Origin of the sequence: Saccharothrix carnea, assembly GCF_003014735.1 — a bacterium.
Taxonomy (GTDB): domain Bacteria; phylum Actinomycetota; class Actinomycetes; order Mycobacteriales; family Pseudonocardiaceae; genus Actinosynnema; species Actinosynnema carneum.
Window position 1 is genome coordinate 91,153 of record NZ_PYAX01000016.1, and the last position, 12,634, is coordinate 103,786.

At 71.9% G+C, this 12,634-nt stretch carries 14 protein-coding genes; 13 read left to right on the top strand and 1 reads right to left on the bottom strand.

What is annotated here, in order from left to right; translation table 11 throughout:
- Positions 1–8 precede the first annotated feature (8 nt).
- Positions 9–701, top strand: coding sequence for a Clp protease N-terminal domain-containing protein (locus B0I31_RS33465; RefSeq protein WP_106619408.1), 693 nt, complete (start codon positions 9–11; stop codon positions 699–701).
- A gap of 45 nt (positions 702–746) precedes the next feature.
- On the opposite strand, the gene B0I31_RS33470 is transcribed toward B0I31_RS33465, so the two are convergent.
- Positions 747–1,196, bottom strand: a complete 450-nt coding sequence (locus tag B0I31_RS33470; RefSeq protein WP_146174050.1) for a hypothetical protein — start codon at positions 1,194–1,196, stop codon at positions 747–749.
- A gap of 458 nt (positions 1,197–1,654) precedes the next feature.
- Between B0I31_RS33470 and B0I31_RS33475 the strand changes: the two genes are divergently transcribed.
- The 12 genes from B0I31_RS33475 (at position 1,655) to B0I31_RS33530 (ending at position 12,528) form a co-directional block, all read left to right on the top strand.
- Positions 1,655–2,545 carry an ABC transporter substrate-binding protein gene (locus B0I31_RS33475; protein WP_245950613.1) on the top strand — a complete coding sequence of 297 codons (891 nt, stop codon included), beginning with the start codon at positions 1,655–1,657 and terminating at the stop codon, positions 2,543–2,545.
- 13 nt (positions 2,546–2,558) lie between these two features.
- A complete protein-coding gene (locus B0I31_RS33480; RefSeq protein ID WP_342751526.1) occupies positions 2,559–3,662 on the top strand; it encodes a FecCD family ABC transporter permease in 1,104 nt (367 codons plus the stop codon).
- Entirely contained in the window at positions 3,659–4,444 is a 786-nt protein-coding gene (locus B0I31_RS33485; protein WP_245950614.1) for an ABC transporter ATP-binding protein, read from the top strand. Before B0I31_RS33480 ends, B0I31_RS33485 begins: the two co-directional genes overlap by 4 nt.
- Positions 4,445–4,483: 39 nt before the next feature.
- A complete protein-coding gene (locus B0I31_RS33490; RefSeq protein ID WP_181320660.1) occupies positions 4,484–5,518 on the top strand; it encodes a phytanoyl-CoA dioxygenase family protein in 1,035 nt (344 codons plus the stop codon).
- Positions 5,519–5,548: 30 nt separating this feature from the next.
- A complete protein-coding gene (locus tag B0I31_RS33495; protein ID WP_219910923.1) occupies positions 5,549–6,028 on the top strand; it encodes a hypothetical protein in 480 nt (159 codons plus the stop codon).
- Positions 6,025–6,930, top strand: a complete 906-nt coding sequence (locus B0I31_RS33500; RefSeq protein ID WP_106619411.1) for an SAM-dependent methyltransferase — start codon at positions 6,025–6,027, stop codon at positions 6,928–6,930. Before B0I31_RS33495 ends, B0I31_RS33500 begins: the two co-directional genes overlap by 4 nt.
- A gap of 24 nt (positions 6,931–6,954) precedes the next feature.
- Positions 6,955–7,818: a phytanoyl-CoA dioxygenase family protein gene (locus B0I31_RS33505; protein ID WP_106619412.1), complete on the top strand. Its 864-nt coding sequence runs from the start codon at positions 6,955–6,957 to the stop codon at positions 7,816–7,818.
- The gene (locus B0I31_RS33510) at positions 7,803–8,756 is read left to right on the top strand and encodes an ATP-binding cassette domain-containing protein (RefSeq protein ID WP_181320662.1); all 954 of its coding nucleotides are present in this window, start codon (positions 7,803–7,805) and stop codon (positions 8,754–8,756) included. The genes B0I31_RS33505 and B0I31_RS33510 overlap by 16 nt, the downstream gene beginning before the upstream one ends.
- A 24-nt stretch (positions 8,757–8,780) precedes the next feature.
- A complete protein-coding gene (locus tag B0I31_RS33515; protein WP_106619413.1) occupies positions 8,781–9,599 on the top strand; it encodes an ABC transporter permease in 819 nt (272 codons plus the stop codon).
- A complete protein-coding gene (locus B0I31_RS33520) occupies positions 9,596–10,258 on the top strand; it encodes an adenosylcobinamide amidohydrolase (RefSeq protein WP_245950615.1) in 663 nt (220 codons plus the stop codon). Before B0I31_RS33515 ends, B0I31_RS33520 begins: the two co-directional genes overlap by 4 nt.
- Positions 10,259–10,610: 352 nt before the next feature.
- A complete protein-coding gene (locus tag B0I31_RS33525; protein WP_106619414.1) occupies positions 10,611–11,738 on the top strand; it encodes a serine hydrolase domain-containing protein in 1,128 nt (375 codons plus the stop codon).
- Between the two features lie 4 nt (positions 11,739–11,742).
- Positions 11,743–12,528: a MerR family transcriptional regulator gene (locus B0I31_RS33530; protein ID WP_106619415.1), complete on the top strand. Its 786-nt coding sequence runs from the start codon at positions 11,743–11,745 to the stop codon at positions 12,526–12,528.
- Positions 12,529–12,634: the final 106 nt, after the last annotated feature.

Below are 12,634 nucleotides of genomic sequence, written 5' to 3' on the forward strand. Positions count from 1 at the left end.
GTTGCCTCATGGATGAGCCAATCGCACTCGACACCCTGGTCGACCACGTGACCGGGCTTCACCCGGATGGCGACGCCCTCATGCACCTCTCCGACGCGGTGGCCGTGTCGGAACGGGTGGGGGACGTCGCGGACCAGTTGGTCGGCCACTTCGTGGACGCGGCGCGCCAGGCGGGCATGACCTGGGCCGAGATCGGCAAGACGATGGGCGTGACCCGGCAGGCCGTGCAGAAGCGCTTCGTGCCCACCGCCTCCGCCCTCGCCCCACTGGACGAGACGATCTTCGACCGGTTCACCCCCCGCGCCCGCGCGGTCGTCACCGCGAGCCAGGAGGAAGCACGCGCCGCCGGGCACGACTACCTCGGGACCGAGCACCTCGTCCTCGGCCTGCTGAGCCAGCCACAGGGCCTCGCGGCGAAGTACCTGTCCGAGAAGACCACACCGGACCGACTGCGCACCGCAATGGGCAAAGTCCTCGGCCCGCGCGTCGACAACGTCCCCGACCGGATCCCCTACACGCCACGGGGCAAGCGGGCGGTCGAGTTGAGTCTGCAGGAGGCCCAGCGACTCGGCCACGACCACGTGGGAACGGAGCACCTCCTGCTCGGCGTACTGGCCGAGCAGCACGGCGTGGGTGCCCAAGTCCTCCGCGACCTCGCCATCGAGCGCCGCGCGGTGGAGGAGTGGCTGGCCACCCGGTGACCCGGGGCGCGAACGCGGCCGGCGATCTCCGGCCGCGCCGCCCGGTCAGAGGTCGAACCACGCCTCGACGTCGCGCCTGTTGATCAGCACGAGGATCAAGGCCGCCAGGCCCACGCCGATCAGCGCGTAGACCGGGTCGGAGGTGAACACGGCCACCACACCGGCCACCAGGTTCACGGCCTGGAAGACGATGATCGTGGTGCGCACCCGGCGTGTGCGCCAGGAAATGCCCAGCGCGCAGACGGTCAGCACCGCCACCATGAGAAACGCCACCAACGCGCCGACAAGCCCGGGCAGCACGTCGGCGACCTCGTCCCGGCCGCGCCCGGCACCTTCCACGACCTCGGCCGTCAGCGCGATCGTCGCGACGAAATTGGAGACGGCCTGGAACCACAGGAGGCCGCGGACGACCTTGAGGCCGAGCGGCATGGACTCCTGGCGGTATTCGATTTCGTCGGTCATGGCCATCCCTTCTGCCTTCGCGGAGGGCGTCAAGCAGAACACGCTGTGATACAGCGCCAATACAGCTCGGAATTGCGGCGTTCCACCTCTGCGCACGGAACGCCCGGTGAGTTGATCCGGAAGTGGATGTCCGCGGTCGGATCATCCTCCGCTGACCTGATGCTGGCAGGAACCTGATCGTGTCACCCCCGACCGGCGGCAGCGGCCGATCGTGGTCAACCGGCTCGGGTGGAATATCGAGTCGAAATTACCCGATCAAGTGGAATATCCGGCTTTATGTGCGCACTTCTCACCGAACTCCGGACCCTCCGGTGATTACCCCTGATGGGGTATCCCGGGCCCGGGGTCGCAGCGGCTAGATTGGCCCGGCGGGTGTGCGGTTCGCGAGTTCCGGTGACGAGCGCGATCACGATTGCGGAGCGTGCCACACCTGTGTGATTGGGGGACTGGTGTCGGTTATTTCTCGTCTTCGTGTCGCGGTCGTCCTGGTAGTGGGTGTCCTGATCGGTTCCTGCGGCACGGCCACGCCCGCGGACCCCTCGCCCTCGCCGACCGCCGGGGCGGCGGCCGAGTTCCCGGTCACCATCGGCGACCTGACCTTGGCCGAACGTCCCACGCGGATCGTCGTGCTGGCGCCCACGGCCACGGAGATGCTGTTCGCGATGGGCGCGGGCGGTCAGGTCGTGGCGGTGGACGACAACTCCACCTACCCGGCCGAGGCACCCAGGTCGGACCTGTCGGGGTTCCAGCCCAACGCCGAGGCCATCGCCTCCCACGAACCCGACCTGGTCGTGATCTCCAACGACATCAACCAGGTCAAGGACCAGCTCGGCACGCTGAAGATCCCCGTCTACCTCGCCGGCCCGGCGCAGACGCTGGACGACACCTACACCCAGCTCGAAGACCTCGGCCGGCTCACCGGGCACGGCACCGAAGCCGCCGACGTCGTGCGGCGGATGAAGGACGACATCGGCAAGATCCTGGCGGGCACGCCGAAGCGCGCGGACAAGCCGACGTACTACTACGAGCTGGACCAATCGCTGTACTCGGTCACCGGTGACACGTTCGTAGGCTCGCTGTTCGACCAGGTCGGACTGGTCAACGTGGCCGACACCGTGGACCCGCAGCAGCTCAACGCCGGCTACCCGCAGCTGTCCGTGGAGTTCCTGATCGAAGCCGATCCGGACCTGATCTTCCTCGCCGACACCAAGTGCTGCGGCCAGAGCGCGGAGACCGTCAGGGCACGTCCGGGCTGGGGCGCGATCACGGCCGTGCGGGAGAACCGGATCGTGGCGCTGGACGACGACATCGCCTCGCGGTGGGGACCGCGCGTGGTCGAGCTGGTCCGGGTGATCGCGGACGCGGTGGGCAAAACCGGGTGAAGGACCGCGCACCGTGGTGAAACCCGCCGACCGCGACGCCCCTGCGCGGCAGGTACCGGTCCGCGTCCCGCTGCGGCCCGCGCGGTTGCGGCCGGTGTGGTTGGTGGTGGGCCTGCTCGCGGTGGTCGGCTCGCTGGTCGTCGGGGTGAGCGTCGGACCGGTCACCCTGCCGCTGACGGGCGTGGCGCGGGAACTGGTGAGCCTGCTCCCGTGGGTCGACCTGGACAGCGGGTTGTCCGAACGGCAACAGGCGCTGCTGCTGGAGCTGAGGCTGCCCCGGGTCGTGCTCGGGCTGCTGGTCGGCGGGCTGCTCGCGCTGGCCGGTGCCTGCTACCAGGGTGTGTTCCGCAACCCCCTGGCCGACCCGCACCTGCTGGGCGTGGCGGCGGGCGCAGGCCTGGGCGTCACGGCGGTGATCACGTTGCGCCGCAGCGGCGGTGGGGCCGCCACCGGCGCGTTGCCGTTCGCCACCCCGCTGGCCGCGTTCGTCGGCGCGATCACCGCCGTCGCCATGACCTACGCCCTCGCGTCACGGGGCGGCGACCGGGCGCCGTCCACCCTGATCCTGTCGGGTGTCGCGGTGTCGGCGTTCCTCGCGGCCGGCCAGACGTTCCTGATGCAACGCGACGCCGACGCCATCCGCGAGGTCTACTCGTGGCTGTTGGGCAGGCTCGGCACCGCGGGGTGGCGCGACGTCCTGCTGGTGCTGCCCTACGCGGTCGTGACCGCCGCGGTGGTGCTGCTGCACCGGCGGGACCTGGACGTGCTGTCGGTGGGTGACGCCGAGGCCTCCGCGCTCGGCCTCGACCCGCAGCGCACCCGCTACCTGCTGACCGCCGCGGCGTCGCTGGGCACGGCGGCGGCCGTCTCGGTGTCGGGGCTGATCGGTTTCGTCGGCATCATCGTGCCGCACACGGTCCGCCTGCTCGCGGGCGTCGGCTACCGCACCATCCTCCCGGTCTCCGCGCTGGTCGGCGGCGCGTTCCTGGTGCTGGCCGACCTGGTGGCCCGCACCGCCGCCGCGCCAGCCGAGGTGCCCATCGGGGTGGTCACCGCGTTCCTCGGCGCGCCGTTCTTCGTCCTCGTGCTGCGCACCAGCGCGGTGGCCCGCTCGTGACCGCCGCCGACCCGGTGATCGAGACCCGGGACCTGCGGGTGGAACTGGGCGGCAACCGCATCCTGGACGGGGTCGACCTGGTCGTGCACGCGGGGGAGTGGGTGACGGTCATCGGGCCGAACGGCGCCGGCAAGTCGACCTTCCTCGGCGCGGTCACCGGCCTGGTCCCGGCGACCGGTGACGCGTACCTGCTGGGCCGGGACGTGCGCCGGATGCGCCACCGCGAACGGGCCCGCCTCGTCGCCTCCGTCGCCCAGTCGCCGGTCGTGCCGCCGGGCGTCACGGTGCTCGACTACGTCCTGCTCGGGCGCACCGCGCACATCCCCCGGTTCGGCCGGGAGTCGGCCGCCGACCTCGACGTGGTGCACGACGTGCTGGTCCGGCTGGAGCTGCACGCCTTCACCGGCCGCGTGCTGACCACGTTGTCGGGCGGCGAGCTGCAGCGGGTCTTCCTGGCCCGCGCCCTGGCCCAGCAGGCACGGCTGCTGCTGCTCGACGAGCCGACCAGCGCCCTGGACATCGGCCACCAGCAGGAAGTCCTGGACCTGGTGGACGCGTTGCGCCGCGACCACGAGCTGACCGTGCTGACCACGATGCACGACCTGTCGATCACCGGCGCCTACGCCGACCGGGTCGTCCTGCTCGCCGGTGGCCGCGTGGTGGCCGACGGCACACCGCGCGAGGTGATCACCGAAGCCGCGCTCGCCACCCACTACCAGGCCCGGGTCCGGGTGATCGACACCGGGGACGGGCCGCTGGTGGTGCCCATCCGCGCCCGTTGACCCGCCGGACCGCACATCGGGGACACCGAGGAGGACTTCGTGGAACAACAGCCCTACACCGACTCCACGGAACTGCTCGCGGACCGCGCGCGGCTGGCCGGCCGCCTGGCCGACGACGGCTACCTCTACCTGCGCGACGTGCTGCCGGAGGCCGAGGTCGCGCGGGTGCGCCACCAGGTCCTGGCCCTCGCCGCCGAAGCCGGCTGGCTGCGCGAAGCGACGACAACGGGCACCTCGCAGCCGACCGGGGTGGACCTGCCCGCCGTCGACGTCGAGGCGGTGGCCCGGTGCCCCGGCCCTACCCGCCAGGCCGTCCAGAAGGCGATGTGGTGCCTGCGCGACCTGCACGCGCTGCTGCACTCCACCTCCCTGCTCACCGTGCTGGAAGCCCTCCTCGGTGAACCGGTCCTCGTCCACCCCCGCAAGGTGCTGCGGTTCGTCGCGCCCGAACGCTCGTCGGTCGTCAGCGGGTGGCACCAGGACTACCCGGGCGTGCAGGGCTCCCCGCGCACCCTCACCGCCTGGACACCGCTCGCCCCGGTCACCCCGGACACCGGCGGCCTGGCGATCGTGCCCCGGTCCCACCGCGACGGCGTGCTGCCCCTGCGGCTGTGCGCCGGGACGATCGTCGGCTGGGAGACCGACGTACCCGTCGATGTGGTCCACAGTGGACCGATGAATCCCGGCGACGTCCTGGTGTTCACCGCGCACACCGTGCACGGCGGCAGCCCCAACACCGGCGGCCTGCGGCTGTCCGCCGACTGCCGCTACCAGCCGCTGAGCGAACCGGTCTGCCGCGACTGCGTCGAACTCGACGACGGCGACTGGGACGACGTCTACCGCACCTGGCCGGGGCAGGGCCGCGACGACCCGCTGGCCCACTACTGGCGGGAACTGCCGCTCGACATCGTCGCCTACGACCCGCGCGCCGACGTGGCGCGGGAACGCGAAGCGATCGCCGCCGGCCGCCGCCACGACCCCGCCGCGGCACGCGCGTTGCAGGTCACCGCCGAGCACAGCGCGGACCCGGCGGTCGCGGCCGAGGCCGCCGCCCTGCTGCGCGCATTGGCCTGAAGACCACGACAACGATTTCAGGAGGACACCGTGGCGTTGAGCCCGCAGGCAGAACTCGTCTGGCAAGGTCGCATCCACCTGGGCGACGAGCCCGGCATCCACGGCAACGCCGCCTACAGCGGCCTGGGCGTGGAGTTACCCCTCACGCTGGACAAGACCGACCCCTCGGCGGCGGACACGACGACGCTGGTCGTGCGCACCCGCGACGTGCAGACCTTCCAGGGCTACCCGGGCCACCTGATCACGGTGACCGCCTACGTGCCCGACCCCGGCGACCCGAACCACAGCGTGCCCACCGTGCTGGCCGCCGAACGCCTCACCAGCGCCGACGACAACGTCAAAGAGGTCGAGGTCGACCTGTCCGGGCTCGCCTTCCCGGCGTTCCTCGGGGTGCGCGTCGCGGTGGACACCGAGGTGCCGCCGGGCCTGTACGACGACTTCCTGCTCGTGCGGCTGAGCAACTCCGCGGCGGACTTCGCGTTCGTCGCCACCTTCGGGTTCCGGGCATGACCGCGTCCAGCCCACCCCAGGAGCACTACACGTCGGACATCGTCGGCGCGCAGGTCGGCGTCCCCGGCGCCGGTCTGCACGCCTACTTCACCAAGGACCTGCTGCACCCGCCGATGGTCGCGGACACCGAGATGTGGGCCGACGGCGAGCAGTGGTGGCGCGGCTCGCGGGACCACACGCTGGACGTGGGCAGCCTGGCCAGGCTCGTCCCCGGTGAGCACGTCCTCGACATCGGGGGCGGCGTGGGCGGCCCGGCCCGGCTGCTGGCCGAGCACTACGGAGTGCGGGTCACCTCGGTCACGAACTCCGTCGCGCACGCCACCACCCACCGGCGGATCACCGAACGCCACCCGCAGTTCCGCGAGACCGTCCGCGTGCACGTCGCCGACTGCCAGCGCGAACTGCCGCCCGGGCCGTACGACGTGGCGATCAGCATCAACATGATCTACCAGGTGGCCGACCACCAGGCCGCGTTCACCCGCGTGTTCGAGGCGCTGCGGCCGGACGGCCGGTTCGTGGTGGACGACTGGATGCTCACGCCGCTGGCCGACGACCGCGACGTCGAACGGCTGTCGGCCCACTTCCGGTACCCGCACTTCACGCACACGGACCGGATCGAGCACGAACTGCTCGCGGCGGGGTTCCCGCCCGCCGAGGCGATCCTGGACCTCGGGCACATCGGCCGCGGTCCCATGGCCGAGCACTTCGAGCACCAGATGCGCAGCTACTTCGCGCCCAGGGTGCTCGCCGACTGGCCCGGTGACCCGCACGTCCTGCCCGGACGGCCCGCCTACGGGAAGTTGATGCTCGACCAGTTCATCGCGGCGGTGAACCTCACCCTCGAGCTGTACCGGGACCACCGCATGACCTACCGGCGGCTGCTGGTGCGCAAACCCCGCTGACCCGTCCCCGCGAGAGGATCCGGCATGGACGCGAAGACCGACACCGAACCGGTCGAGGACCTGGCCCGGGACGGTTTCTGCCTGGTGCCCGGGGTGCTCGGCCGAGCCGAGCTGGACGGGCTGGCGGAGCTGGCCCGGCGCAAGCTCGACGCCGAGCGGCCCGAGCACTTCGAGCGGTTCTCCCACCACGGCAGCCTCATCCCGGTGCGCTACGACGACCCGGAACTCGTCGCGGTCCTGCTGTCACCGGGCGTGCGGGAGGCGTTCCGCGGCCTGGGCATGACCGACCCGAAGTGGATCAACGGCTACGTGATCGCGAAACCGCCGCGGTCACCGGGCCTGTGGTGGCACCAGGACTGGTGGGCCTGGGGCACGCCCCGCACGTACACCGCCGAGCCGACCCAGCTGTTCTGCATGCTCTACCTGCAACCCACCACGCCCGAGAACGGTTGCCTGCGGGCGATCCCGGGCAGCCACCTCGCGCGCCACCCGCTGCACGACCTCCCGGAGCCGCACACCCTGGAGATCGAGGGCCAACCCGCCGACTCGCCGTCGCACCAGCGGTGGCCGGGCGAGGTCGACGTGCTCGCCCAGCCCGGCGACCTGGTGATCGGTGACGTCCGGGTCATCCACGCCACCCACCCGAACACCACCGACGCGTGGCGCACCGCGGTGGACCTGCTGCTGGTGCCGCACTTCTCCTCGCTGCCGGCGGAGTTCCGCGCGCACTACACCAACCAGTTCTGCCAACCGCCGGTCGGCTGGTGGGAGGACCCCGACCACCCGCTGGTCGGCACCCCGTTCGGCGAACTGCTGCCGACGTACGACGGCCCGGACCGGGACCGCATGATGGCCTACTCCCGCAAGCCGACGTGGCCGAACCCGTGACCGGCGAGGCGATCACCACGACCGGTCTCGGCCGGGTCTTCGGTGATCGCCACGCGGTGCGCGACCTCGACCTGCGGGTGCCGACCGGTCAGGTGATGGGGTTGCTCGGACCGAACGGCGCGGGCAAGACCACCACGATCCGGATGCTGACCACGCTGCTGGCACCCACCTCCGGCAGCGCCCGCGTCGCCGGGCTGGACGTGCGGCGGTACCCGGCCCGCGCCCGCAGGCACATCGGGTACGTGCCGCAGGAGAAGGGGGTCCGGCACCTGCTCACCGGCCGGGAGAGCGCGGAGATCGAGGCGGACCTGCACCACATCCCGCGCCGGGAACGGGACCGGCGGGTCACCGAGGTGCTGGACCTGCTCGGCCTGCTGCCCGACGCCGACCGGCTCGTGTCGGAGTACTCCGGCGGCCTGCAACGCCGGTTGGACCTCGCCTGCGGGCTGCTGCACCGACCCGACGTGCTGATCCTGGACGAACCGACCCTGGGGCTGGACGTGCCGTCCCGGCGGCAGGTCTGGGACCACGTCCGGCAGCTGCGCGACGGCGGCGGCACGGTGCTGCTGGCCACGAACTACCTCGACGAGGCGGACGCGCTGTGCGACCGCGTGACGATCCTGGACCGGGGCCGTGAAGTGGTCACCGGCACGCCGGCCGAGCTGAAGCGGAAGGTCGGGGCGGACGTGGTCGTGGTCCGGACCCGGCAGCCGGACCGGTTGGGCCGGGCGCTCGCCGGCCTGCCGTGGGTGCGGCAGGTGAAGGTGGTGGACGCCGACGTGTCGGTGTTCGTCGCGGACGCGCCCTCGGCGCTTCCCGCGGTCATGGCCGAGGCGCGGCGGCACGACGTGGCGGTGCTCCGGGCGACTTACGAGCGGCCGACGCTGGACGACGTGTTCGTGCACTTCACCGGTCATGTCGCGGCGGGCGCGCAGTGATGGGCACCCCGTGAGGAGCACGCCGTGACGGTCGCTTCCGGAGCGCGCCCGGCCCGTGCCACCCGGCTCGGCCAGTGGGCGCAGGAGCTGCGGGCGCTGCTGCGCCGGTGGTACCTCCAGTTGGTGCGGGAACGGGCGCACCTGGTCCTCACCCTGTGCCAGCCGGCGTTCTGGTTGGTGTTCTTCGGGCTCGGCGTCGGCGGGCTGGTCGACCACGCCACCGTCGGCACGGACGACTACACCGGGTTCATCCTGCCGGGGGTCATCGGGTCCACCGTCATCGGCTCGGCGATCAGCGGCGCCGTGCCTTTGTTGTGGGACAAGGAAACCGGTTACCTGCACAAGTTGCTCAGCATGCCGATCAACCGCGGTTCGGTCCTGCTGAGCAGGTTGCTGTTCCAGGTGGTGGTGACCGGCGTGCAGGTCGCGTTCATCCTGCTGGTCGCCGTCGTCCTCGGCGTGCGCGTCGCCACCGGTTTCCCGGGGCTGCTGCTGGTGTCGCTGGTGGCGGCGCTGCTCACGGTGGCGCTGACCGCGGTCTTCCTGGCGCTGGCCTACCACGGTCCCGGGCACAACACGTTCTTCACCGTCAGCGGCTTCGCCGCGCTGCCGTTGTTGTTGGCCAGCAACGCCTTCGTGCCGCTGGCCGCCATGCCCGGGTGGATGGCCGCCGTCGCCCGGTTGAACCCGTTGACCTACGCCAACGAGGCGTCCCGCCAACTGGTGCTCGGCGGCTGGCACCCGCGCCTCGTCGGCTACCTGGTGGGCCTGTCGCTGTTCGCCGCGGTGTGCGTCACAGCCGCCTCCCTGGCCTTCCGCAAGCAAGCAGGGGGAGCGCCGTGAATCCCGAACCGCCCGTCGTGACACCCGAACCGCACGTCGTGACACCCTCGCTGCACCTGGCCGCCGGCAGCCCGCTCCTGCTGTGGCGCCCCGACCGCCCGTGGCTCGCCATCTCGTCGGCCGTGCACGGCGGCGGCATCGGCGAACGCGAATGGGTCCTCAACGCCACCGTGGGCTCCGACTACCGCCGCGACGACCCTGGCGACCACGTGGCCGAACTGGCCGCCGCGTGTGGCCTGACCGGCACCGGCACCGGCCTGCTCACCGCCCTCGACGTGCGCCGGCAGGTGACCACGACCGACCGCGGCGTGACCGTCACCGCCACCACGCGGATCGGCGCCCACTGCACGTGGGCGGCCGGGGACGAGGAGCTGGCCTGGCTGCCGGGCACCATCAATGTCGTCGCCTGGCTCCCGCTCCGGCTGACGCCTGCCGCGCTCGTCAACGCCGTCGCCACGGTGGCCGAGGCGAAGGCGCAGGCACTGCGCGAAGCCGGCCTGCCCGGCACCGGCACCCCCACGGACGCCACGATCCTGCTCTGCCCGACCACGGACCCGTTCGACCGCTACGGCGGCCCTCGGTCCGTCTACGGCTCCAGGCTGGCGCGCGCCGTGCACGCCTGCGTCAGCGCGGGCCTGCGAACGTCCCCGATGTCCTGAGGCGGCCCGGGGGTCGGCCGCTCCGACGCCCCCGAGGGCTCTGGGGACGTGCGGCCGGTCGAGGCGGGCCTTGTTGTTTCTCCCGACGTTTCAGACGAATGATAACACCGTGTTCTTTGAAGCCGGAAGCATGATCACCCGATCGTGGAACCGGCACTCGGCAAAGGTGCAGGTCAGAGCGGTGGCTGGCGTAACGCGCCCTCGGTTGACCCGCGTCGACTGGGCCAAGCCTCAGAGAGGCGGTCCGGGCTGTGAGCCGGCTCATGGTTGAGGTTGACCTCGGGTCAGGGCGGAAGCTCGTCGCGGCGGCACGACGCCGACCGCACGCGGCAGACCCGAGGAGAGATCCACCATGGCCCGGACGACTCACGAGAACACCACGACCCTCGACGCCCGCCCGGAGCTGAGGAAGGCGATCGAGGAGATCGTCGAGGCCGGCTTCACCGGGATCACGCTGCGCGTGCACGACGAGCGGGGCGAGTGGGTCGGCAGCGCCGGAGCCGCCGAGCTCGGCGGGACCGCCAAGCCGCCGATCGACGGGCACGTCCGGATCGGCAGCAACACCAAGACCTTCACCGCGACGCTCGTGCTGCGACTCGTCGCCGAAGGCCGGATCGTGCTGGACGCCCCGATGTCGCGCTACCTGCCGGGCTTCGGCCTGGACGAGCGGATCACGGTGCGGATGTTGTTGCAGCACACCAGTGGCGTGTTCAACTTCAGCGGCGAGGTCTACGACGACGGGACGATCGTGCCCGGCATCCCGATCCCCTACGGACCCTCAGCCGCGGAGTGGGTGGACCTCCGGTTCCACACCTACCGGCCGGACGACCTGGTGCGCGAGGCGTCGGCCAGACCGGCGCGGTTCGAGCCGGGGACGGGCTGGAGCTACTCCAACACCAACTACGTGCTGGCCCGACTGCTGGTCGAAGAGGTCACCGGACGCCCGTTCGCCGAGCAGATGCGGCAGCGGATCCTGGCACCGCTCGGGTTGTCGGGCACGGTGGTGCCGGACGCCTCACCGGAGATCCCCGTGCCGCACGCCCACGCGTACTACCGGTACGAGGACGGCGGCGAGCGGAAGACGATCGACGTCACCCGCCAGAACCCGTCCTGGATCTCCACCGGCGGCGACATGATCTCGACCACCCGCGACCTCCACACGTTCATCTCGGCGCTGATGGGCGGCGAACTGCTGCCCGCACCGCTGCTGGCCGAGATGTGCGCACCGCACCCGACCGGCATCCCGGGCATGAACTACGGCCTCGGGGTGTTCGTGCTGACCACCGAAGGCGGCACGGTCATCTCGCACAACGGCGCCGCGGTCGGCCACGCGGCGCTGATGTACAGCACGCCTGACGGCCGCAAGACCCTGACCGCCGCCCTGAACTGCGTCGACGACGCCGACCTGGCCATCGCGACCGCGTTCCGCGGCGCCCAGGCCAGGCTCGTCGCGGAGGTGTTCGGGCCGGTGGCAGGCTGAGCGGATGACGACCGGGGTGACGATCGGGCAGGCGGCGGCGTTCGTCGGCGTCACGGTGAAGACCGTGCGGCACTACCACAAGCTCGGTCTGGTCGAGGAGCCGGAACGCGACAGCTCCGGCTACCGCCGGTACGGGTCGACCGAGTTGTCCCGGCTGGTCCAAGCCCGGACGCTGGCCGCCGCCGGGGTGCCGCTGGCCGGGATCGGGCCGCTGCTCGACGCCGACGCCGCGCGGTTCGCCGCCGCGATCGCCGACGTGGCACGGCAGCTCACCGAGCGGATCGAGGAGCTGGTCGAGCGGCGGGACACGCTGCACCGGCTCGCGGACGGTGACCGGGCGCTGCTGCCCGACCGCGCCGTGGCGCTGCTCCGGCGGATGTCCGACCTCGGCTTCCCCGCGGCCGAGGTGGCGGCCACCAGGGACGGCTGGGTGCTGGCCAAGGCCCTGGTCCCGGAGGGCTTCGACGACTACCTCACCGACGTCGACCACGCCCTGCACGACGCCCGGTTCGTCGCCCTGGTCAAACGCGGTGCCGAAGCCGCGGCCTGGGAGCCGGACGACCCGCGCGTCGACCGGCTGGCCACCGACATGGCCGAACACCTCCTCGCCAACCCCGCGCACCTGCGGATCGTGACCGGCCTGCGGGCCCGCACCGAGACCGCGACCCGGTACGAGCTGATCGCCCACCACGGCGAAGAACGGGGATCGGCCGCCGCCCGGGCACTCGCCCTGGTCGAGGCCAAGCTCCGCGCCGCGGGTGTCCGCCTGCCCGGACCGTGCGCCCGCTGACCCCGCCTCGGCGAGCCCCGCCATCGGTGGACGCGTTCCCAGCAGATGAGCGTTCGTCCGGACGGGCGCGCCGAGCAGGTACGGTCCGTCGCGCCAGCCCTGATAC